Below are 20,079 nucleotides of genomic sequence, written 5' to 3'. Positions count from 1 at the left end.
GACACCATGGCGGCGATTCGGCAGTCAAGCAGATTTGAGGCATTTGTCGGCTTTTCGGTGGAGCGGAAAGGCCCTTCCCTCCGGCTGCCGAAAGGATCACCATGGGGAGGCTCTTCAGTCATCACCGTCATTTCCCGCCACGTGAAGGAAGTGCCCGTGAAAGTCGCGCACCGTCGGTCCGTCCGCCGTCTCTCGGCCGCCCTCCTCGCGGCGTTCGCCCTCGTCCTCGCCATGACCTCGCCGAGCGCCGCCGGCGGCGTCCGCGGTGAGCAGGCCGATCCCGTCCAGGTCAAGCCGCTGTCCGTGCGGAGCGTCGCCCCGATGGGCGCCAAGGCCGCGGAGCTGACGGCGAGCGCCCGGGGCGGCCAGGCCAGAGCGGCCCGCCCGGAAGGAGCGGCCCGGACGCAGGCCGCCCGGTCGTTCCACGCGCTCCAGCTCAACCTGTGCAACAGCGGCAAGGCCAAGTGCTACGCCGGCGGCCGGGCGATCTACGAGGGCGGCGACCTGATCTACGCCCTCGCCCCCGACCTGGTGACGCTGAACGAGATCTGCTCGATCGACCTGCCGAACTACCTCCAGCCGTCACTCGCCGAGGCCTGGCCCGGCGACTGGACCTATTACGTCTTCTACCCGGCGCTCGACAAGCCGACGGGCAACCCGATCACCTGCACGAACGGCGGCACGTTCGGCAACGCCGTGCTCGGCCGGGTCCCGGCGGCCCAGTGGCAGGGGGCGAACGGCTGGGTCGGCGCGTACTCGACCCAGGACAGCGGCAACGAGGTGCGCACGTTCGCCTGCGCCTACGCGGTGGGCGACCACCTGTCCTGCGCCACCCACCTCAGCGCGAACAGCGAGCCGATCGCGCTGGCCCAGTGCAAGGCACTGACGTTCGACGCGGTGCCGTACATCAGGTCCCAGGAGGGGATCTCCGGCAAGACCGTCGTCGGCGGTGACTTCAACCTGGAGTACGACACCTCCGACCCGGAGAACGCGCAGAACTGCGTACCGGGCGGCAACACCCGCAAGGGCGACGGGGACGTGCAGCACGTCATCTTCAGCAACGACTTCTCGTTCGTCAGCCGGAGCACGTACGGGCTGTCCTACAGCGACCACGACGGCCTGCTGATCCGGCTGACCAAGCCGTGACCGTCACCGCGGCGCGCTAGGTCCTGCGCGCGAGGACGAGCCGGCACCGCGGGCCGCCGTCCTCGCGCCGGCCCAGCGCCGTCAGGGGGACGGTCGTCACGCTGAAACCGGCCGCTTCCAGGTCGTCGCGGACCGCGCTGAGCGGGCAGGTGCCGTAGTACATGACGAAGGGCGGGCGCCACACGGCGTTGCGCACCCGCATGACCGCGTCGAAGCCGAGCAGCGCCCAGTAGCGGCCGGAGGTGACGGGCGGCGGCGCGCCGATCGGGAAGGCGAACAGGCCGCCCGGCCGCAGCGCGCGGCGCACCTCGGAGAAGAGGCCGGGCCGCTCGGCGGGCAGGAAGTGGCCGAGCGCGCCGAAGCTGACCGCGAGGTCGAAGGCGCCGGCGAAGGGCAGGGCGCGCACGTCGGCCCGCACCCACCCGGCGTCCGGGTGCGCCGCGCGGGCCCGCGCGAGCATGCCCGCGCTGAAGTCGACGCCGGTGATCGCCTCCCGGCACAGCGGCGTGAGGACCCGCACGGCCGCGCCGGTGCCGCAGCACACGTCCAGCCCTCGCCCGAACGGCCCGAGCGGCCGCAGCGCGTCGGCGGTCGCGTCGAGGATGACGTCGGGGGTCCGGAAAGGCGTGTGGTCGAACGTCGGGGCGAGCAGGTCGTAGCCGCGCTCGACCGACGACAGCGCCTGGACCATCAGTTCGCGCAGCGACGGACCTCGGGGCGAGAACACCGGCCCAGGCTACTCTTCCCGGCACCGGTCGGCACCAGGGTGCGTGCTAGCGGGGTCCCACGACCCGCTGGCGCTGCCTGCCGAGGCCGTCGATGCCGAGTTCGACGACGTCACCGGGGCGGAGCCAGATCTGCGGGTCGTGGCCCATGCCGACGCCGGGCGGGGTGCCGGTGTTGATCAGGTCGCCGGGCTCCAGGACCATGAACTGGCTCAGGTGGTGCACGATGACGTACGGGTCGAAGATCATGGTCTTGGTGGTGCCGGTCTGGCGGCGTACGCCGTTGACGTCCAGCCACATGCCGAGGTCGCGCACGTCGGGGATCTCGTCCGGGGTGACCAGCCACGGCCCGGCGGGGTTGAACGTCTCGGCGGACTTGCCCTTGCTCCACTGGCCGCCGCGCTCCATCTGGAAGGCGCGTTCGCTGACGTCGTTGACGACGCAGTAGCCGGCGATGGCGTCGCGGGCATCCTCGGCGGAGGCGAGGTAGGAGGTGCGGCGGCCGATCACGACGCCGAGCTCGACCTCCCAGTCGGTCTTGGTGGCACCGCGCGGGATGCGCACGTCGTCGTACGGGCCGACGAGGGTGTTGGGCGACTTGGTGAACAGGATCGGCTCGTCGGGCACCGGCTGGCCGGTCTCGGCGGCGTGGTCGCGGTAGTTGAGTCCGATGCAGAGGATCTGGTGCGGGCGGGCGATGGGGGCGCCGATCCGCTCCCCCGCGAACGCGCGGGCGTCGCCCCCGGCCACCCGGTCGGCCAGCAGGGCGGCGCCGCCCGCGGCGAAGAACCGCTCGTCGAAGTCGGGGGTGACGTCGGAGACGTCGATGTAGTGGGTCTCGTCCACGCGGACCACGGGCTTCTCGGCGCCGGGCGCGCCGATGCGCATGAGCTGCACTGATCGCTCCGTCAGTTAGGGGGTCGCGCCGGAGAGACCGGCACGCGGGCCTCCGCTCGGCCGCGCCCCCGCATGCTAGATCGTCGTTCCGGGGATGAGAAGACGTCCGCCCGCCGGCCGGGCCGGCGGCGGCCGGTCAGAAGGAGGCGCTGCCGGGCTCCGGCGGGTCCGGCCACAGGTAGCGGACGGCCGCGATCGCGGCGAGCCCTCCGGCGAAGTTCATGGCCAGCCTGATGACGGAGGCGGTCCACGGCTCCGGATGGCCGAAGTCGGCGAGCAGCAGGACCATGACGGGCATCCAGATCGACCAGTAGGTGTAGTTCGCCGCCCGGTAGGTGTGGGCCAGCGCCCCGGCGGCGCCCACGCAGAAGGCGGTCACCAGGGTGGACGGGTGGCCGATCAGGATGAGCGCCGCAATCGCGCTGCCGACCGTGCCGCCGAGCATCCGCTGGGCGTAGCGGATGGTCATGCCCTCGGGCGTCATGGGGCGCAGCGTGATGAGGACCGCGGTGACGAGCCAGTGGCCCCCGGACGAGCGCATCCCGGACAGCGCCATGATCGACATGGACGCGCCGACGAGCAGGCCGAGCCGCCCGGCGTGGCGGGCCCGGGTGGCGAGGCTCGAAAGTGACGGCGGGACGCTGACCGACAGCCGGCCCAGGAGCAGGACCGCCAGCGCCGCCCACGCGGCCCCGATGAGCTGGGCCAGGCCGGGCACGCCGACGCCGGGGTCGGCCATGATGCCGATGAACAGGCAGGCGAGCGCGCCCGTGGTGCTCAGGATCGGCCAGAAGGCCCCGGCGACGGCCGCCGCCGTCACCCCGGCCGCCAGCAGCCACGGCTGCTCGGCCACGAGCCGGACGAACACGCCCGCGGCGGTGACCGCGGTCCCGCGCACGAGCATGAGCCGGGGCAGCGGGTACGGCGACGGGTACAGCATGAGCGTGGCCGACAGCGTGATCGCCGCGCCCAGCGAGGTCCGGCCCAGCGCGGCGGCGACCAGCAGCGGCACCACGATCAGCACGCCGGCCGTCAGCCCGGCCGGGACGTCCGGCCGGCCCACCGGCCGGAGCAGTTCCCATAGCTGCCCGGCCCATCTGGCGGCGATGTTCAGGGTTTGCGCCTGTCGGGTGCCGGGCTGCCGGTGATGGTCCTTCTGGCGGCGTCCCACAGCCGTTCCAGGGTTTCGATGACCTGCGGCGACTCGGGGCCGAGCAGCCTCGCCCAGGCGCCCGCCCGGTTCGGCAGCGTGCTGGCCCCGCCCGTGAGCCCGCTGCCGGCGACCACCTCGTGCATCGTGTCCGCCAGTTCGGCGGCGTCCGCCGCGGACGTGATCACGTACAGGGTGGAGAGCACGCCGTGGTCGCCGAACATGGCCGGGCCGGTGACCGGCGACCGGGCGGGGACGAGCCTGATCGGGTCGGCGAACAGCAGCTCGCCGCCGGGGCGGCGGACCTCCAGGTCGCTGCAGTAGGCGGTGTAGTCGTGCCGTTCCCCGCGGGCCAGCCGCCCGGCCAGCATGGTCTCGGCGAGGACCACGGTGGCGGTGGGGTCGAGGGTGACCTGGGTGCGCTGGTAGAAGCGCGACTCGGCGAACGGGATCACCGCGTCCGGCAGATACTCGACGTAGCCGCCGGGACCGGCCGTGATGGTGACGAGCTGGCTGGCGTAGTCCTGCTCCATCCGGAAGATCTTGGTGGCGGCCTGCGTCATCACGTGCACCGCCGCGTCCGCGCCACAGGTCAGGTCGATCCGGTAGCGGTCGCCCTGCAGCGCTCCGGCGCCCGCGGCCATGACGATCACGTACGGCATGTCCGGCCGGGCCGGGTCGTAGTAGAGCGGCCGCATGATCTGCAGCGGCGTCTTCTGGTAGTGGGCCGTCATCTCGGTGCGGTCGCCGCGCCGTTCGAAGGCCAGGTCGAGCACGCCGACCTTGCCCGGGCTGCCGACCGGGAGCCCTGTGTAGGGCCCCACGGCGTGGCGGGCCACGTCGTGCGGGATCGACGGGATCGTGTAGTGGCCGGCCGCCAGCCGGTCTACGCGGTCGGCGAGCATACCGGCCTGCGGCCGGCGATGAAGTCGGCGACCGCCTCCACCCCGGTGCCTTTCAGCGAGTCGGTGAGGATCACCGGGCGTCCCTCCCTGACGCGGTCGGCGTCGCGGGCCATCACCTCCAGGTCGGCGCGCACGTACGGGGCGATGTCGATCTTGTTGATGACCAGCAGGTCCGAGTTCGTGATGCCCGGTCCGCGCTTGCGCGGCATCTTGTCGCCCTCGCCGGTGTCCAGGACGAACACGTACACGTCGGCCAGGGCCGGGCTGAAGGTGAGCGTGAGGTTGTCGCCGCCGCTCTCGTACAGCAGCGTGTCGATGTCGGTGAAGCGCTGGATCAGTTCGGCCCCGGCGGCGAGGTTCATCGTCGGGTCGTCGCGGACGGCGGTGTGCGGGCAGGAGCCGGTCTCGACGCCCACGATCCGCTCCCGGTCCAGCACGCCGTCGAGCGTGCGCTTGACGTGGTCGGCGTCCTCCTGCGTGTAGATGTCGTTGGTGACGACGCCGACGCTGTGACCGCGCTCGATCAGGATGGGGACCAGCGCCTCGATCAGGGCCGTCTTGCCGGAGCCGACGGGGCCGCCGACGCCGACCTTGAACACCCCCTCCAGCTCGGGCCGCACGGCGGGGTGGGTGTCGTGATGGTGGTGGTGATGGTCCATGTCGTGCTGCCTTTCAGGTGGTGAACAGCCGGGCCTCCGCCCGTTCGTGGACGGCGCTCATCGTGTCCGCGACCGGGCTGGCGGCGTGCAGGTCGTACGGGCCCGCGGCGGCCAGGGCGTGCGCCGCGGCCCGCTCGATGGCGCCCGCCGCGCCGTACAGCGTGGCCTGCGCCTGCCGGAAGTCGAGCCGGCCGAGCCGGACGGCGGCGCTGACCCAGCTCGCGGCGAACGCGTACAGGTCGGCCGTCACCGCGCCCTCCACCGGCACGCCGAGCCCGGCGTGCGCGGCGCCCAGGACGACGGCGTGGTTGCCCGGCGTGCGGCCGGCCTCGACCAGCTCGGCGAGCCGGGCGAGTTCCGGGGTGCGGAAGACCAGGGCCGCCGTCCGCAGGACCTGGTTGCCGGTCCTGGTGGCGGCGGCCCGGATCTCCCGGTTGAGCTTGATCGCGTGCAGCCGCCGGTCGGTCTCCACGACCGCGTCCCAGTCGCCCGCCGCCACCGCCCGGTGGGTGAGCACCAGGGCGGTGGCGTCGCCGGGGCCGGCCGCGTGCAGCAGCACGTCCTCCAGCAGCTCGCCGACGTCGACCGGCCCGGCCTGCGTGTACGCCTCCAGTCCGTGGGACAGCGTGTACAGGCCGCCGGGGAAGGCCGAGTCGGCGAGCTGGAGCTGGGCGAGCAGGCTCATGCCAGGAAGAACAGGTGGTTCAGCGGCAGTTCCCTGGCCGGCGCGATCGTCGCGTGCTCGCCGTCGACCATGACCTTGAACGTCTCCGGGTCCACGGTGATCTTGGGCAGCGCCGAGTTGCGCACCATGTGCCGCTTGTCGACCGTACGGGTGTGGCGGACCCTCGCGATCAGCCGCTGCAGGCCGAGCCGTTCCGGCACCCCGGCGGCGATCGCGGCGTCCGGCAGGAAGGTCACGTTGCACTTGCGCTGCGCCATGCCCATCGCGCCGAACATCGGCCGGTAGTAGACGGGCTGCGGCGTGGGCAGCGAGGCGTTCGGGTCGCCCATCTGCGCCCAGTTGATCAGCCCGCCCTTGATCACGACCGCGGGCTTGGCGCCGAACGAGGTGAACGGCCAGAGCACGATGTCGGCCAGTTTGCCGTCCTCAAGCGAGCCGACGGTCTCGGCGATGCCCACGGTCCTGGCCGGGTTGATCGTCAGCTTGGCCAGGTAGCGCAGCACCCGGAAGTTGTCGTTGCGCTCGGAGTCCTCCGGCAGCTTGCCGCGCTGGTCCTTGTTGTGGTGCGCGGTCTGGAAGGCGCGGGTGAAGGTCTCGCCGACGCGGCCCATGGCCTGGGAGTCGGAGGAGAACATGCTGATCACGCCCATGTCCTGCAGCACCGTCTCGGCGGCGATGGTCTCCGCGCGCACCCGGCTGTCGGCGAATGACACGTCCTCGGGGATGTCGTGGCTGAGGTGGTGGCAGACCATCACCATGTCGAGCAGCTCGTCCACCGAGTTGATCGTGTACGGCAGCGTCGGGTTCGTCGAGGACGGCAGCGCGTTCGGCTCTCCGGCGATGCGGATCAGGTCGGGCGCGTGCCCGCCGCCCGCGCCCTCGGTGTGGAAGGTGTGGATGGCCCGGCCGTTGATGGCGCTGATCGTGTCCTCGAGGTAGCCGGCCTCGTTGAGGCTGTCGGAGTGCAGCGCCACCTGGACGTCGAAGTCGTCGGCCACCCGCAGCGCGCAGTCCACCACGGCCGGGGTGGAGCCCCAGTCCTCGTGCACCTTCAGCACGCACGCCCCGGCCTCGATCTGCTCGGCCAGCACGGGGGGCAGGCTCGAGTTGCCCTTGGCCATGATGCCGATGTTGATGGGCAGCCCTTCGACGGACTGGAGGATCCGGGCGATGTTCCACGGGCCCGGCGTGCAGGTCGTGCCGCGGGTGCCGTCGGTGGGGCCGGTGCCTCCGCCGATCAGCGTGGTGATGCCGTTGGTGAGGGCGTGCTGGGCCTGCTGCGGCGTGATCAGGTGGACGTGCGGGTCGATGGCGCCCGGCGTGGCGATCATGTTCTCGCCCGCCAGCACCTCCGTGCCCGCGCTGATCACCAGCCGGCGGTCCACGCCGTTCTGGGTGTGCGGGTTGCCGGACTTGCCGATGCCGACGATCTTGCCGTCCTTGATGCCGATGTCGCCCTTGACGACGCCGAGGATCGGGTCGAGCACCACCACGTTGGTGATCACCAGGTCGAGCGCGATGGTGGCGTTCTGCGAGAGCGGGTCGGCCGACATGCCGTCGCGGATGGTCTTGCCGCCGCCGTAGACGGCCTCGTCGCCGTAGTGGCCGGCGGTGTGGTCCTTCTCGATCTCGATCACCAGGTTGGTGTCGGCCAGGCGGACGCGGTCGCCCACCGTCGGGCCGAACATGCTCCCGTACTGCTTGCGGCTCATCGTGGCCATCGGTGTCAGCCCTTCTTCTTGCTGGGAGACTTCTTGGGTCCGGCCGGCTTCTCCGCGTTGCCGCCCGCCTTGCCGGCCTTGCCCGCCTTGCCCTCCGCCTTGCCCTCCGCCTTGCCCGCCTTGCCGCCGCCCGCCGGCTGGACGGTGGCCGACGGCTCCGGCTCGTTGGCGTAGCCCAGCTCGTCCAGCAGCCGCATCGCGCGGATGTGCGCGTCGCGGGTCCTGAGGCCGCCGTTGACCAGGCCGGCGAAGCCGACGACGCGCAGGCCGCCGCCGTACTCGACCAGATCGACCTGGTGGGTGTCGCCCGGCTCGATGCGGACCGCGGTGCCCGCCGGGATGTCCAGGTGCATGCCGTACGCCTTCTCGCGGTCGAAGCTGAGCGCCCGGTTGGCCTCGAAGAAGTGGAAGTGCGAGCCGACCTGCACAGCCCGGTCGCCGGTGTTGCGCACGGTCAGCCTGACCGTGCGCCGCCCGGCGTTGATCTCGATCGAGCCGTCGGCGTAGACGACCCTGTCCGTGTCCGTCATGACGAACCGGTCCTTTCTGGTCTGGTGGCGGTGTCAGCCGCCGATGGGGTCGTGGCAGGAGACGAGCTTGGAGCCGTCCTTGAACGACGCCTCGACCTGCATCAGCTTGAGCATTTCGCGCACGCCGGGCATGACGTCGCCGGCGTCGAGCACGTTCTTGCCGAGTTCCATGCACTCGGCGACGGTCTTGCCCTCGCGGGCCGCCTCCAGGACGGCGGCGCTGATGAGAGCCACCGCCTCGCTGTAGTTCAGCTTGAGACCGCGTTCGCGCCGCTTGGACGCCAGGTCGGCGACCACGTAGATCAACAGCTTGTCGAGTTCACGTGGGGCGAGGTTCATCAGCTCTCCTTAGGTGGGACTGCGCCGCAGGCCGGAGAACGCCGGCACTGCCGCCAGGAAGATCCAGGTGACGAGGACGAAGGGCCAGGTCAGGGTGTGTCCGCCGACGGGCTCGAAAAGGTCGGTGACGAACGCCGTGAGCACGGCCGCCGACACCGCCCCGGCCACCGCGTACAGCACGCCGAGCCGGCTCAGCGCGACGAACGTCCCGGTCAGGGCGATGCCGGTGAGCACCGCGTTGTAGCCGTACAGTCCGGCGCCGATGTCGGCGGCGGGCGCGCCGAGCACGATCGCCACCACGATGCCGACGGCGCTGGAGAGCAGCGCGGCCAGGGCCACGAGCCACCCGCCGAACCACAGGCCGATCAGGAAGATGAGTCCGACGTACCACTTGCCCTGGAAGAACACCTGGCCGATCCCGTTGAACAGGCCCTGCCACAGGTCGGTGAACGTCAGCTCGCGCCCCGGGTAGGCGGCCGACGGCGGCGGCGCCATGCTGCGCCCGCGCCAGATCCGCTCGAACGCCGGGGCGCCGATCACCAGGAAGGTGGTGATCGCGCAGAACGGCGCGGTGAAGGTCGGCAGGTTGTACGGGCCGAGCAGCGCGACGAGCGCCGAGGTCAGCACGCTTCCCATGATCGAACCAATGATCACGAGTAGTACGGTCACCCAGTGGACGTCGAAGTACAGCACGAGCGCGACGCCGATCAGCGTCCCGTTGAAGCCCTCCAGCCCGCCGGTCACCCGATCGGACGACACGCCGAGCACCACGGCGGTGAGCGTGGCCACGGCCGCGCCGAGCAGGCCGAAGACCCCGAACTGCCAGCCGCCGACGAACAGCGCGACGATGAAGCAGAGAGCCGTCCGGTAATCGGCCTGGAAATCGACCTGGCTGACACCGCGGGCTATCGCGGGCGGCAGCTCGGCAGCCTTGACATTCACATGTCCGCCCCTGTCTTTCCGGTTCGAATGATGCGACGAGCGGCAACATTCCCGGCGCGTCCCCACTAAAGCGCAAATGCCATTTAGCGGGACAACCATGAGATAAGTCGTCCATTAAATGATGATTTCTATAACCACGATCACCCCGCCACGGCCCTGCCGAGCAGGTAGCACAGGCTCACCGCGGCGAGACCCGCCACGAGGTTCATGCCGATGTTGACCAGCGCCTTGCCGGTCGACCCGGCCGAGAGCAGCTTGTACGTGTCGGTGCTGAACGTGCTGAACGTGGTGAGCGCGCCGCAGAAGCCGGTGCCGATCAGCGAGAGCACGGTGTGGGAGAGCGCGTCGACCGACGACAGCCCCATCAGGAAGCCGAGGATGGCCGAGCCGAGGATGTTGACGGTGAGGGTCCCCCACGGCAGGGCCGACCCGAACCTCTTCTTGACGGACGAGTCGACCAGCCAGCGGGCCGGGGCGCCGATCAGGCCGCCGATGAAGACGACGAGGACAGTGATCATTTCCGGCTCCCCGCCAGCGACATGCCGGCCCAGACGGCCAGGAGTCCCAGCACGACGCTGAGCACCAGGTAGACGGCGGCCCAGCCGGGCGTGCCGTCCACGGTCAGCTCGCGGATCCCGTCGACGTAGTGCGAGAACGTGGTGAAGCCGCCCAGGAACCCGGTGCCGAGCAGCATCTTCACCGGCTGACGGTGCAGCGGGTGCCGCGTCAGCTCGGCGGTGAGCAGGCCCATCAGCAGGCAGCCCAGAGTGTTGACGATCAGCGTCGGCCACGGCAGCGGGTGGGACGCCCCCAGCAGCGCCTCGGTGAGCAGGTACCGGGCGACCGCGCCGATGCCGCCGCCGACCCCGACGAAGGCCAGGGCGCGGCCGATCCGGGGCGTGTCAGCCATCATTCCTCCTTGCCGATCACCAGGCCGCGATCGAGACGTGACTCCTCCCCCTGCTCTCTTGGAGTGATCGGCGAAGCCCTACTCAAAACCGATAATGGCGTCCCTTTTGCCCTTGCCTTCCGAAATTAGACTTTGGGGCAGAAGGTCGAAAATGAAGAAATCGATCCCTGAAATGACTATTCCGTGATAGTCCCGCACCGCCTCTCACGGATGCGTCAAAGCTCTCTCTGCGGAACCACGCCGGATGATCTCCGGCGGCCGGTGCGTACTTTTCCCCACTCGGCGGTTGAACTCCACGGCGCGGCGGGCCGTACCACGCCACAGAGACCAGCGAAAGGGTCAAGATGGACAAGCGCACCCTCGTGATTCCCGGCCTGGCCGCCGCCACCGCTCTGATCGCCGCCTCGCTCAGCCCGGTGACCGCCCAGGCCACCACCCCCGTATACCTGGCCGCGGCGCTCAACGGCGCCCAAGAAGTGCCGGTCCGGGGCGCGAAGGCCGGCGATCCTGACGGCCGTGCCCTCGCGGTGTTCAGGATCCACGGCCGGCGCGTCGACTACGCCATCAGATGGCACGAACTGGGCCCGCCCAGCGGGTTCCACATCCACCGGGGACGGGCGGGCGAGAACGGCGAGGTCAAGGTCCCGTTCTTCGGCCAGGCCCTGCCCGCCGGCCTGCACGCCGTCAAGGGCACGGTCCGGGTCGCCGACGTCCGGCTGCTCCACCGCATCGCCGCCGCCCCAGGCAACTGGTACGCCAACCTGCACAACGCCCAACACGCCGCCGGGGCGGTGCGGGCCCAGCTGTACCGGATCCGCCCGGTGGAGCTGGAGTCGGTGCTGGCGCACGGGTTCGGCAGGACGCTCACCACGCGGGCCGACGGCCGCCAAGAGGTGCCGGCGCCCGGGACCAAGGTGGGCGACCGCGACGGGCGGGCCGGATGGCTGGTGCAGCCGCAGGGCAGGCGCGTCTGGTTCGCCACCGCGTGGAAGCGGATCGGCGCGCCGGTCGCCGCGCACATCCACCGCGCGCCCAAGGGCGGGAACGGCCCCGTGGCCGTGCCCTTCTTCGAAGCCAGGAAGGGCCTGCCGCCCGGCGTCAACGGCGTCGCGGGCAGCGCTCCGGTCACCCCCGCGCTGGGCCGCCGCATCTGGAACAACCCGAAGAACTGGTACGTCAACCTGCACACCAAGCAGTTCCCCGGCGGCGCGGTCCGCGGCCAGCTCTACCGCGGCGACTGGTGAACCGCCGCCGCGTCAGCCGGTCTTCCCACGCGGGATGACGCCGCTCACCGTCGTGCCCTCCCGCGGCACGCTGTGGACGGTGAGCGAGCCGCCCATGGCCGCGAACGCCGCGCGGCCCTGCGCCAGGCGCGCCTCCAGCGCCGCCACCGGCATCCCCGCGCCGTCGTCACTGACCGTCAGGCGCACGCGGGCCGGGCTCACGGTCAGGGCGATCGCGACCGTACGGGCCAGCCCGTGCTGTTCTATCTCCGCCAGCACGGCGCGGATCACCGGCCGTACGACCGCGTCGACGTGCGCGGGTAAGCCGTCATCGGGCAGCGCCCACGTCTCCACCGCTATGCCGCTCAACGACGCCCAGCGGGCCAGTTCGTCCTCCAGGCAGACCGACGTCGAGTCGAGCGATGGGTCGGCAGGAACCATGAAATATCCCCTTTTCTTATCCCATTGCGTGAACCGTACTCGGTTCTGGATCGGGTGTGTCCCAGGACGCCGGAGATCGCGGCCCCGAGCGCCGTCCTGTCCGGGCCGGTGGACACGGAGGACGGGTGTCCCGCCCGTCCGGGACACCGGTCCCGTGCCGGCGGGACGCGGCGTGTGACACCCTGACGACGTGTCCGACCCCGCCGTCGACGGCCACCCCCCGCCCACGGCCCACCATCCCGGCCCCGCCCACCCCGAGACCCTCACCACCGGTTCTGTGGGACGTGATCGGTGGGTGGCGGCGGGGGTGATGGGGGTGGCCGGGGCGGCCGTGCTGGCGGCCGCGGCGGCGATCGCGGTCGAGGTCGCCACCGGCCCGGTGACCAGGCCGGAGGCGATGGACTGGCCGGTTTGGTCGTCGGCGGTGCCCGGCGCGGCGCTGGCGGTCGCCGGAGGGGTGCTGGCGGCCCGGCTGCCGCGCCACCTGATGACCCTGCTGCTGGTCGCGGGCGGCCTGGTGACCGCCGTGAACGGCCTGGCGGGCGCGTACGCGGTGCTGTCGCTGACGCGCCACGGCGGCGCGCTGCCGCTGACCGCCGCCGCCGTCTACGCCGGGGCGCGGCTGGGCCCGCTGCTGAACCTGGTGCCGCTGCTCGTCCTGCTGTTCTTCCCCGACGGCCGGCTGCCCTCGCCGCGGTGGAGGTGGGCCGCGGGCGTCGCGCTCGGCGCGTCGGGGCTGGCCGTCCTGATCTACCTGCTCGTGCCGTGGCGTGACGTGTCGCCGACCGGATACCTGCCCGGCCTCGACCCGCCGGGGCCCACGCTCCCCGGCGCCTTCTGGCAGGCCGCGCTCGGGGCGTCGCCGTACCTGCTCGTGGTGGGCCTGCTGATCCCGGTGGCGGCCTTCGCGTGGCGGTTCCGCGGCTCCTCAGGCGAGCGGCGGGCCCAGCTCCGCTGGATGCTGCTGGCGGGGATGCTGAACATCGCCCTCATGGCGGGCTCCGCCTTCCTGGAGGGTGTCCCGCAGGATCTCGGGTTCGTGCTGTCGCTGGTGGCGCTGGCCGCGGCGGTCCTGGTGGCGGTGAGCCGCTATCGGCTCTACGACGTCGACCCGGTGCTCGGCTGGACGCTGCTGTACGGAGGGCTCGCGCTCGCCGTCGTCGCCATCGACGTGCCGCTGTTCGCCGGGCTCGGCGCGCTGATCGGCGAGCCGGTCGCGGCGGTGCTCGCGGCGGTCGCGGTGGGCGTCGTCTACGCGCCGCTGCGGGAACGGGTCCGGCGGTGGGTGGACCGGGTGCTGACCGGGCGTCCCGAGCCGTACGAGATCGTCTCGGCGCTCGCCCGGCGGCTGGAGGAGTCCACCAGGCCGGAGGAACTGCTGCTGGAAGTGGCCAAGGCGGTGTCGGCGGCGTTCCGGTCACCGTACGTGCGGGTCGAGCTGGACCGCCCCGACGGCACGGCCTTCACGGTGGAGCACGGCCGGCCGCTCGGTGACCCGGTGGTGCTGCCGTTCGCCTACCGGGGGGCGCCGATCGGCCGGCTCGCCCTAGTGCCGCGCCCCGGCGCCTGGCCGGCCGAGGCCGCCCAGCGGCTCCTCGCCGACGTGGTGCGCCAGGCCGCCGCCGCCGTACGGGCCACCGCGCTCACCGACGAGCTGCAGCACAGCCGCGAGCGGCTGGTCACCGGCGTGGCCGAGGAGCGGCGCAGGCTCCGCCGCGACCTGCACGACGGGCTCGGGCCGACCCTGGCCGCGGCCGCGCTGAAAACGCAGGCCGCGGACAACCTCATGGACCGCGACGCCGGCGCCGCCCGTGCGGCCCTGGACCAGGTCAGGGCGGACCTGGCGGGCATGCTCGGCGACGTGCGGCGGCTGGTGCACGACCTGCGGCCTCCCGCCCTCGACCAGTTCGGGCTCGCGGGGGCGGTGCGCCATGAGGCGGCCAGGTTCCGCGACGGCTCCCTGGCCGTCCGGGTGGACACCGACGGCGACCTCGCGTCGCTGCCCGCCGCGACCGAGGTGGCGGCGTACCGGATCGTCTGCGAGGCTCTGACCAACACCGCCAGGCACGCCCGCGCGGCCAACTGCCGCGTGCGCGTCGCCGTGGCCGGGGACGAGCTGGAGGTCGAGGTGAGCGACGACGGGTGCGGCGTGCCTCCCGGCGCGGTCGCGGGCGTGGGCCTGGTCGGCATGCGCGAGCGGGCGGCGGAGCTGGGCGGCCGGTGCGCGGTCGGCCCGGGACCGGACGGCGGCACCGTCGTCCGCGCCGTACTGCCCGCCGGGGCGGTGACGGCGTGAGCCCCCGGGTGCTGCTGGCCGACGACCATCCCGTCTACCGCGACGGCCTGCGCATGATGCTCCACTCCACCGGCCAGGTCGAGGTGGTGGGCACCGCCGCCGACGGCGAGGAGGCCGTCGCCGAGGCCGTCCGGCTGGCGCCCGAGGTCGTGGTGATGGACCTGCGGATGCCCCGCCTCGACGGGGTGCGGGCCACCGAGCGGATCGTCGCCGCCTGCCCCGGCACCCACGTGCTGGTGCTCACGATGCACGAGGACGACGAGAGCGTCTTCGCCGCCATGCTCGCCGGAGCCCGCGGCTACCTGCTCAAGGGCGCCGACCAGACCGAGATCCTGCGCGCGATCACGGCGGTGGCGGGCGGAGAGGTGATCTTCGGTCCGGCGCTGGCGGAGCGCGTGACGCGCTACTTCGCCAGGCTCGCCGCCGTCCGCGTGCCGCGCGAGGAGCCCTTCCCGCAGCTCACCGCCCGGGAACGGGAGATCCTCGGCCTCATCGCGGCCGGGCTGGCCAACCGGCAGATCGCCGAACGCCTGTCGCTGGCGCCGAAGACCGTGCGCAACAACGTCTCCAACGTGTTCGCCAAACTGCAGGTCGCCGACCGGGCCCAGGCCATCGTGCGGGCCCGCGAGGCCGGCCTCGGCCGCTGACCCCCGGCGGTGCCCCCGGGGCGGCGGTCCCGGCCAGGCCGGGACCCGGGTCCCCGTCACGGCGGGCCGGGACGGGGACCCGGGCGTGACTCCGCTCCCTGGCCGCCCGGGACGCGAGGCCGCGATGGTGCTTCTCGACGAACGACCGAAGAAGGAGCACCCGTGTCCGCCCACACCATGTCCGGCAACACCGTCCAGCCCACCCTCACGCCGGGGACGATCCGCGCCGCCGGCCTCCTCCTGGCCATCGGATCCGCCGCCTGGGCCACCGGGATCGCCATCGTCGGCGACGAGATCCAGAAGGGCATCCAGACGCTCGACACCATCACCGGCATGCTCTTCGTGGTAGGCCTGTTCGCCTACGTCCTGGTGGTCCGGGCGACCCGCGGCGCCGGTGACGGCTGGACCCGCGTCATCCCGTACGGCCTGCTGGTGTTCCTGGCCGGCGCGTTCCTGCTCAACGCGCTGTCCTTCGGGTACGCCACGCACGACGAGTTCCCGCTGCCGCTGATGATCCTGGACGCCTGCTGGCCGCTGAGCCAGCTCGGCATGCTCGCCCTCGGCGTCACCGTCGCGGTCCGGGGCCGCTACCGGGGAGCCGCCCGCTGGCTGCCCCTGGCCGCGGGGATGTGGTTCCCGGTGACCATGGTGGCGCAGATCTTCGGCGGCTCCACCGTCTCGGTGTGGGTCAGCGCGGCCGTGCTGCTCGGCGCGCACGCGCACCTCGGCGTCCGGCTCGCCGCCCGTCCCGCGCTGTGAACCTCCCCCTGGAGGGAGCGGTCAGGCGGGGGCGCGCTCCGCGGCGGAGGACTGGGTCATCCGGTAGTGCGAGGGAGGCACCCCGTAACGGTCGACGAAGGCCTGGCGCAGCGTCTCGGCGGTGCCGAAGCCGCATCGGGCCGCCACCACGGCCACCGGCAGGGACGTGGAGGCCAGCAGGTGGGCCGCGGCCTCGGTCCTGGCGTGCCGGATGAACCTGCCCGGGGTCAGGCCCGCGTGCTTGAGGAACAGCCGGGTCAGGTGACGGTCGCTCACCCCCGCGCCGGCGGCCAGGGTGGACGTGGTCAGATCACCGGCGAGGTTGGCGACGATGTGGCGCATGACCCGTTCGACCAGGCTGTTGTCGGGCGGAGGCGCGGCGGTGAACATGCTCATCTGGGCCTGGTTGCCGGGCCGCTGCAGGTAGGTGACCAGGTGGCGGGCGACCCTCCGGGCCACCTCGGGGCCGTGGTCCTCCTCGATGAAGGCGAGGGTGAGGTCGATGGCGCTGGTCACCCCGGCCGAGGTGGCGACGTCCCCGTCGCGGATGAAGATGGGGTCGGGGTCCACCTGGATCTTCGGGTACTTGGCGGCCAGATGCCGCGCCCACTCCCAGTGGGTGGTGGCGCGCCGCCCGTCGAGCAGGCCCGCCTCGGCCAGGATCTCCGCCCCGGTGCAGACCGACGCGACACGGCGGCTCTCCCTCGCCAGACGGCGGACGTGGGCGATGACCAGCGGGTTGTCGGCGGCCGCCATGCACCCGATGCCGCCGGACACGACGAGCGTGTCGAGCGGGCCTCTGAGCTGTTCGAGGGCCTCGTGGGCCTGCAAGGTCAGGCCGCTGGCGCAGGTGATGGGGTGTCCGCCGGGGGTGGCCAGGACTATCTCGTATTCGGGGGCCGCCCCGCTCCAGTTCGCGCTCTGCAGCGCGGACGTCACGCAGGCGATGTCGAGTAACTGCGCGTCGGGATAACCGACGACGACGACACGGCGCTCGGGCATGCATCGACTGTACGGCGTACCCGGGGAACGGGCACGCGGGCAGGCGGCGCGTGACACGGTCGTCAGGGCGGGGGTGCGGGGTGATGGCGTGGGCGTCAGGGACCGGGTTCTGGCAAGGGCCGGGGCCGGACGGGAGCGGGTTCGGACAGAGGCTGGGGGCGGACGGGGGCGGGGAGCAGCTTGCCGAACGGGACGGAGCGCAGCGCCCGGAGCCGTTCGGCCGCGCCCGGGTGGCCGTGGTCGGCGGCGAGCTTGTAGTAGAACCTGGCGATGTCGTGCTTGTTCGTGCTCTCCCGCTCGTACGCCTGGCCGTAGCCGAAGGCCAGGTCCGCCGCCAGCGTCAGCGGGGGCCGATCACCGGTGAAGGGCTCGGCGCCGGGATGGCGGCGGTGGACCGCGATGTGGGCCCAGTACCGGGACTCGGCGACCTCGCCCGCCAGCGCGTGCACGATCGCCAGGCGGTAGGCGGGCTCGGAGCCGCCCTCGGCCGCCCGGCGGACCAGGTAGGCGACGGTTCTGGAGGTGCGGCGCTCGGCCTCGTCGGCGGGCGTCCGGTAGAGGTCGAACGAGCCGGTCACCTGTGGCCCCGGCTGCTCGCTCCTGGCGGCGAGCCAGCGGCTCTGCCACTGCTCCAGCGTGCCGAGGCGGGCCGTCGGCAGACCCGTCTGCGCGGCGTGGCGATGACAGACCATCACGAAGGAGGCGACGAGCTTCCAGTCGGGGAGGCGTTCCCGCTTGCAGTTGAGGATGTCGCTGAGCGTGCTGGCGGGCAGCTCCTTGGGGACGTCCTCTGCGCGTGACAGCAGGTTCATCTCGGAATAGCTCGGCTGGCCGGCCGATTCTCGCAGCTCTTTGAGCTGGGCAATGAAGGCGGCGTGGAACTTGCCCGCAGGGGTTTCGGTCATCGTCCTTGGCGGTGTTGACGGCAGATGTCGCCATATTTACAGAAAAAATCTCGCAGCCAGGATGGTTCTCTCATTTCCATCTCGTCCGGTATCAGTGGCCACTCCAAGGGGTCTCCGGCTCAGAGGTCCCAGGTGCGGCCTCGGCCCTGATTCCGCTGATCATGACGGTGCCGGTGCGGGGCGCGCGCGCCTTGAGCGGCGCGTTTCCCGGTAAATCCGGAAAAATCCGGATGAGATCGTACGATCGCGCATCGCCTTTCCCCCAGCGGCGCCTTTTCCGATCTTCTCCGGTCTCGTCCGAACCCGTTTGGGCCGCTGGCCCGACCCCTTCCCGGCCCGCCACGGTGGGGGCGCTCACCACCGTTCCAGGAAAGGCCGTCGCCCATGCCGTTGTTCACGGCTCGCCCGTCGAGTTTCGCGTACCGTGCCGACGCCCCCTGCCCGGCGGACGAGCACCTGCTGATCACGCTCCTGACGACCTGGGTGCTCGCGACCGGGCGCACGCCGCCCGCCGCGCGCCCGGAGGACCTGACACCCGACGAGCTCATCGACTTCTGGGCCGACGACCGCGCCTGAAGGGAAGAGGACCCGATGTTCACCACCTGTCAGCTGCTCACGCTCACCCTCGCGATCCTGGTCGCCGCGATCACCTGCGCGCTCGTCCTGGCCACCGGCGCCGCGTGGCCGGCCGCCCTGCTCAGCGGCGGCGGCGCCGGCGCGGCGACCCTGGCGGCCCTGCCCCAGCTGCTGAAGAACCGTGATCCGTAGCCCCGGCGCGTTCCCGTCCCGGCCCCGGGGATCGCCGGTCGCGACCGTCGTCGCCGGATCGCTTCCCTTCGCCGGATTCCCTGTCCGTACGGGCCCGGAGGATCCGGGCGTGGGCCGTCCGGAATCCACGAGCCGCACGGCACTCGGGTGCTACGGTTGGCGCGCAATACACGTAAAAGGGGACATATGTTCGGCATCGTCCGCCCGTGTCGGCACGTCATGTGCGAGGGCCTCTTCGCGGACTGGATGGGTCATCTGTGCGGACTCTGCCTGGCCCTGCGCGACGAACACGGGCACCTGTCCCGCGTGGTGACGAACTACGACGGCCTGCTCGTGTCCGTCCTCACCGAGGCGCAGTCCCCGGCTTCCGCGCCCCGCCGTCGGGCGGGCGCGTGCGCGCTGCGCGGGTTCAGGGGCGCCGACGTGGTGGAGGCGGAAGGGGTGCGACTGGCGGCCTCGGTGTCGCTGCTCCTGGCGGCGGGCAAGGTACGCGATCACGTGGCGGACCGGGACGGCGTGTTCGCCCGGCGCCCGGTGGCGGCCGGCGCCGGACGCCTGGCGCGCCGCTGGTCCTCGGCCGGAGCCGCCACGGCCGGCGCGCTGGGGTTCGACCCCGGCCTGTTGACGCGGGCGGCCCACCGGCAGGCGGTCCTGGAACGAGCCCCGGCCGGGACGACGGCGCTGCGGGAACTGACGGGGCCGACCGAGGACGCCGTGGCCGCCGCCTTCGCGCACACCGCGGTGCTCACGGGCAAGCCGCACAACCGGGAGGCGCTGGAGACGGCCGGGCGCGAGTTCGGCAGGCTGGCCCACCTGATCGACGCGGTGGAGGACATGGCCGCCGACACGGCGTCCGGCGCGTACAACCCGCTGACCGCCACCGGCACCGGGCTGGACGAGGCGCGACGGCACTGCGACGACGCGCGGGCCGGGCTCGGCGCGGCCGTGGACGAACTGGACCTGGCGCGTCCCGGCCTGGCGCGCGCCCTGCTGGTCAGGGAGACCGGCAGGGCGGTCTCCCGCGCCTTCGCGACCGCCGGCCCCCGCGGCCACGGGCAGGCGCCGGAGGCCCCGCCGGGCGACCCCGGTCATCCCGGCGCGCCGCCCGGGAGCCGGCCGCCGAAGCGGGACCCCGGCGGGCTGCTGTCGTTCGCCTGCGCCGCCCTGGCCTGCTGCACGTGCGGCCTGTACCGGCCGCCGTGGGACGAGGAGCACGAGAGCTCCTGCTGCCGGCGGTTCGACTGCTCGGGCTGGGACGCGTGCGGCAACTGCGGCAACTGCGGCAACTGCGGCGAGTGCTGCAACTGCTGCAGCTGCTGCAACTGCTCCTGCGACTGCTGACTCCCCCGTACACGCTTGACACTGCATGCTGCCGGGCGTGTGCGGCGCCCCCGCCGTCCGCGCCTGACCGGCCCTGCGGGGACCGTGT

At 72.3% G+C, this 20,079-nt stretch carries 23 protein-coding genes; 8 read left to right on the top strand and 15 right to left on the bottom strand.

Features of this window, described 5'->3' with window-relative positions; translation table 11 throughout:
• The first annotated feature begins 156 nt into the window (after positions 1-156).
• The gene (locus tag ACQEUU_RS33705; RefSeq protein ID WP_433073626.1) at positions 157-1,146 is read left to right on the top strand and encodes an endonuclease/exonuclease/phosphatase family protein; all 990 of its coding nucleotides are present in this window, start codon (positions 157-159) and stop codon (positions 1,144-1,146) included.
• A gap of 16 nt (positions 1,147-1,162) precedes the next feature.
• Here the strand turns inward: ACQEUU_RS33705 and ACQEUU_RS33700 are convergent, their stop codons facing one another.
• The 12 genes from ACQEUU_RS33700 to crcB (ACQEUU_RS33645) all read right to left on the bottom strand — a co-directional run bounded on the left by ACQEUU_RS33700 (position 1,163) and on the right by crcB (ACQEUU_RS33645) (position 10,609).
• A complete protein-coding gene (locus ACQEUU_RS33700) occupies positions 1,163-1,873 on the bottom strand; it encodes a class I SAM-dependent DNA methyltransferase (protein WP_433073623.1) in 711 nt (236 codons plus the stop codon).
• A gap of 46 nt (positions 1,874-1,919) precedes the next feature.
• Positions 1,920-2,768: a fumarylacetoacetate hydrolase family protein gene (locus tag ACQEUU_RS33695; protein WP_433073620.1), complete on the bottom strand. Its 849-nt coding sequence runs from the start codon at positions 2,766-2,768 to the stop codon at positions 1,920-1,922.
• Positions 2,769-2,904: 136 nt separating this feature from the next.
• Positions 2,905-3,939 (bottom strand): FUSC family protein, encoded by a 1,035-nt coding sequence (locus tag ACQEUU_RS33690; RefSeq protein WP_433073617.1) that lies wholly within the window; start codon positions 3,937-3,939, stop codon positions 2,905-2,907.
• A complete protein-coding gene (locus ACQEUU_RS33685; protein ID WP_433073614.1) occupies positions 3,879-4,823 on the bottom strand; it encodes an urease accessory protein UreD in 945 nt (314 codons plus the stop codon). Before ACQEUU_RS33685 ends, ACQEUU_RS33690 begins: the two co-directional genes overlap by 61 nt.
• Complete coding sequence (gene ureG / locus ACQEUU_RS33680) at positions 4,805-5,482, bottom strand: urease accessory protein UreG (protein WP_433073611.1); 678 nt, start codon at positions 5,480-5,482, stop codon at positions 4,805-4,807. Before ureG ends, ACQEUU_RS33685 begins: the two co-directional genes overlap by 19 nt.
• 13 nt (positions 5,483-5,495) lie before the next feature.
• The gene (locus tag ACQEUU_RS33675) at positions 5,496-6,167 is read right to left on the bottom strand and encodes an urease accessory protein UreF (RefSeq protein WP_433073608.1); all 672 of its coding nucleotides are present in this window, start codon (positions 6,165-6,167) and stop codon (positions 5,496-5,498) included.
• On the bottom strand, positions 6,164-7,888 hold the full coding sequence (ureC, locus tag ACQEUU_RS33670; RefSeq protein ID WP_433073605.1) for an urease subunit alpha: 1,725 nt from the start codon (positions 7,886-7,888) through the stop codon (positions 6,164-6,166). The genes ACQEUU_RS33675 and ureC overlap by 4 nt, the downstream gene beginning before the upstream one ends.
• A gap of 5 nt (positions 7,889-7,893) precedes the next feature.
• On the bottom strand, positions 7,894-8,418 hold the full coding sequence (locus ACQEUU_RS33665) for an urease subunit beta (RefSeq protein ID WP_433073602.1): 525 nt from the start codon (positions 8,416-8,418) through the stop codon (positions 7,894-7,896).
• 33 nt (positions 8,419-8,451) lie between these two features.
• On the bottom strand, positions 8,452-8,757 hold the full coding sequence (locus tag ACQEUU_RS33660; RefSeq protein WP_270155193.1) for an urease subunit gamma: 306 nt from the start codon (positions 8,755-8,757) through the stop codon (positions 8,452-8,454).
• A gap of 9 nt (positions 8,758-8,766) precedes the next feature.
• Positions 8,767-9,699 (bottom strand): urea transporter, encoded by a 933-nt coding sequence (locus ACQEUU_RS33655; protein WP_433073599.1) that lies wholly within the window; start codon positions 9,697-9,699, stop codon positions 8,767-8,769.
• A 140-nt stretch (positions 9,700-9,839) separates the two neighbouring features.
• On the bottom strand, positions 9,840-10,217 hold the full coding sequence (crcB, locus tag ACQEUU_RS33650) for a fluoride efflux transporter CrcB (RefSeq protein WP_433073596.1): 378 nt from the start codon (positions 10,215-10,217) through the stop codon (positions 9,840-9,842).
• Entirely contained in the window at positions 10,214-10,609 is a 396-nt protein-coding gene (gene crcB / locus ACQEUU_RS33645) for a fluoride efflux transporter CrcB (protein ID WP_433073593.1), read from the bottom strand. Before crcB (ACQEUU_RS33645) ends, crcB (ACQEUU_RS33650) begins: the two co-directional genes overlap by 4 nt.
• A 344-nt stretch (positions 10,610-10,953) precedes the next feature.
• Between crcB (ACQEUU_RS33645) and ACQEUU_RS33640 the strand changes: the two genes are divergently transcribed.
• Positions 10,954-11,853, top strand: coding sequence for a CHRD domain-containing protein (locus tag ACQEUU_RS33640; RefSeq protein WP_433073590.1), 900 nt, complete (start codon positions 10,954-10,956; stop codon positions 11,851-11,853).
• Positions 11,854-11,865: 12 nt separating this feature from the next.
• Here ACQEUU_RS33640 and ACQEUU_RS33635 read toward each other — a convergent pair whose 3' ends face one another.
• On the bottom strand, positions 11,866-12,273 hold the full coding sequence (locus ACQEUU_RS33635) for a hypothetical protein (RefSeq protein ID WP_433073587.1): 408 nt from the start codon (positions 12,271-12,273) through the stop codon (positions 11,866-11,868).
• Positions 12,274-12,463: 190 nt separating this feature from the next.
• Here ACQEUU_RS33635 and ACQEUU_RS33630 point away from each other — a divergent pair, with 190 nt between their 5' ends.
• The 3 genes from ACQEUU_RS33630 (at position 12,464) to ACQEUU_RS33620 (ending at position 15,975) form a co-directional block, all read left to right on the top strand.
• Positions 12,464-14,569, top strand: coding sequence for a sensor histidine kinase (locus ACQEUU_RS33630; RefSeq protein ID WP_433073584.1), 2,106 nt, complete (start codon positions 12,464-12,466; stop codon positions 14,567-14,569).
• Positions 14,566-15,216: a response regulator gene (locus tag ACQEUU_RS33625; protein ID WP_433073581.1), complete on the top strand. Its 651-nt coding sequence runs from the start codon at positions 14,566-14,568 to the stop codon at positions 15,214-15,216. Before ACQEUU_RS33630 ends, ACQEUU_RS33625 begins: the two co-directional genes overlap by 4 nt.
• 162 nt (positions 15,217-15,378) lie before the next feature.
• On the top strand, positions 15,379-15,975 hold the full coding sequence (locus ACQEUU_RS33620; protein WP_433073578.1) for a hypothetical protein: 597 nt from the start codon (positions 15,379-15,381) through the stop codon (positions 15,973-15,975).
• A 21-nt stretch (positions 15,976-15,996) separates the two neighbouring features.
• On the opposite strand, the gene ACQEUU_RS33615 is transcribed toward ACQEUU_RS33620, so the two are convergent.
• Entirely contained in the window at positions 15,997-16,977 is a 981-nt protein-coding gene (locus ACQEUU_RS33615) for a GlxA family transcriptional regulator (protein WP_433073575.1), read from the bottom strand.
• 95 nt (positions 16,978-17,072) lie between these two features.
• Positions 17,073-17,882: a hypothetical protein gene (locus ACQEUU_RS33610; RefSeq protein WP_433073572.1), complete on the bottom strand. Its 810-nt coding sequence runs from the start codon at positions 17,880-17,882 to the stop codon at positions 17,073-17,075.
• A 384-nt stretch (positions 17,883-18,266) separates the two neighbouring features.
• On the opposite strand from ACQEUU_RS33610, the gene ACQEUU_RS33605 reads away from it, so the two are divergent.
• The 3 genes from ACQEUU_RS33605 (at position 18,267) to ACQEUU_RS33595 (ending at position 19,991) form a co-directional block, all read left to right on the top strand.
• Positions 18,267-18,458 carry a hypothetical protein gene (locus ACQEUU_RS33605; protein ID WP_433073569.1) on the top strand — a complete coding sequence of 64 codons (192 nt, stop codon included), beginning with the start codon at positions 18,267-18,269 and terminating at the stop codon, positions 18,456-18,458.
• 15 nt (positions 18,459-18,473) lie between these two features.
• Positions 18,474-18,650 (top strand): hypothetical protein, encoded by a 177-nt coding sequence (locus tag ACQEUU_RS33600; protein WP_433073566.1) that lies wholly within the window; start codon positions 18,474-18,476, stop codon positions 18,648-18,650.
• A gap of 186 nt (positions 18,651-18,836) precedes the next feature.
• Positions 18,837-19,991 (top strand): DUF5685 family protein, encoded by a 1,155-nt coding sequence (locus ACQEUU_RS33595; protein ID WP_433073563.1) that lies wholly within the window; start codon positions 18,837-18,839, stop codon positions 19,989-19,991.
• Positions 19,992-20,079 lie beyond the last annotated feature (88 nt).

This window comes from Nonomuraea sp. CA-218870 (genome assembly GCF_050936535.1).
Classification (GTDB): Bacteria; Actinomycetota; Actinomycetes; order Streptosporangiales; family Streptosporangiaceae; genus Nonomuraea; species Nonomuraea corallina.
This window is presented reverse-complemented; position numbering and strand designations above follow the sequence as displayed.

Excerpts from the sequence above, each read along its gene's own strand:
- ACQEUU_RS33685 (WP_433073614.1), bottom strand. The coding sequence starts at position 4,823 with ATGCTCGCCGACCGCGTAGACCGGCTGGCGGCCGGCCACTACACGATC.
- ureG (WP_433073611.1), bottom strand. The coding sequence starts at position 5,482 with ATGGACCATCACCACCACCATCACGACACCCACCCCGCCGTGCGGCCC.
- ACQEUU_RS33675 (WP_433073608.1), bottom strand. The coding sequence starts at position 6,167 with ATGAGCCTGCTCGCCCAGCTCCAGCTCGCCGACTCGGCCTTCCCCGGC.
- ureC (WP_433073605.1), bottom strand. The coding sequence starts at position 7,888 with ATGGCCACGATGAGCCGCAAGCAGTACGGGAGCATGTTCGGCCCGACG.
- ACQEUU_RS33665 (WP_433073602.1), bottom strand. The coding sequence starts at position 8,418 with ATGACGGACACGGACAGGGTCGTCTACGCCGACGGCTCGATCGAGATC.
- ACQEUU_RS33660 (WP_270155193.1), bottom strand. The coding sequence starts at position 8,757 with ATGAACCTCGCCCCACGTGAACTCGACAAGCTGTTGATCTACGTGGTC.
- crcB (WP_433073596.1), bottom strand. The coding sequence starts at position 10,217 with ATGATCACTGTCCTCGTCGTCTTCATCGGCGGCCTGATCGGCGCCCCG.
- crcB (WP_433073593.1), bottom strand. The coding sequence starts at position 10,609 with ATGGCTGACACGCCCCGGATCGGCCGCGCCCTGGCCTTCGTCGGGGTC.
- ACQEUU_RS33640 (WP_433073590.1), top strand. The coding sequence starts at position 10,954 with ATGGACAAGCGCACCCTCGTGATTCCCGGCCTGGCCGCCGCCACCGCT.
- ACQEUU_RS33635 (WP_433073587.1), bottom strand. The coding sequence starts at position 12,273 with ATGGTTCCTGCCGACCCATCGCTCGACTCGACGTCGGTCTGCCTGGAG.
- ACQEUU_RS33615 (WP_433073575.1), bottom strand. The coding sequence starts at position 16,977 with ATGCCCGAGCGCCGTGTCGTCGTCGTCGGTTATCCCGACGCGCAGTTA.
- ACQEUU_RS33610 (WP_433073572.1), bottom strand. The coding sequence starts at position 17,882 with ATGACCGAAACCCCTGCGGGCAAGTTCCACGCCGCCTTCATTGCCCAG.
- ACQEUU_RS33605 (WP_433073569.1), top strand. The coding sequence starts at position 18,267 with ATGCCGTTGTTCACGGCTCGCCCGTCGAGTTTCGCGTACCGTGCCGAC.
- ACQEUU_RS33600 (WP_433073566.1), top strand. The coding sequence starts at position 18,474 with ATGTTCACCACCTGTCAGCTGCTCACGCTCACCCTCGCGATCCTGGTC.
- ACQEUU_RS33595 (WP_433073563.1), top strand. The coding sequence starts at position 18,837 with ATGTTCGGCATCGTCCGCCCGTGTCGGCACGTCATGTGCGAGGGCCTC.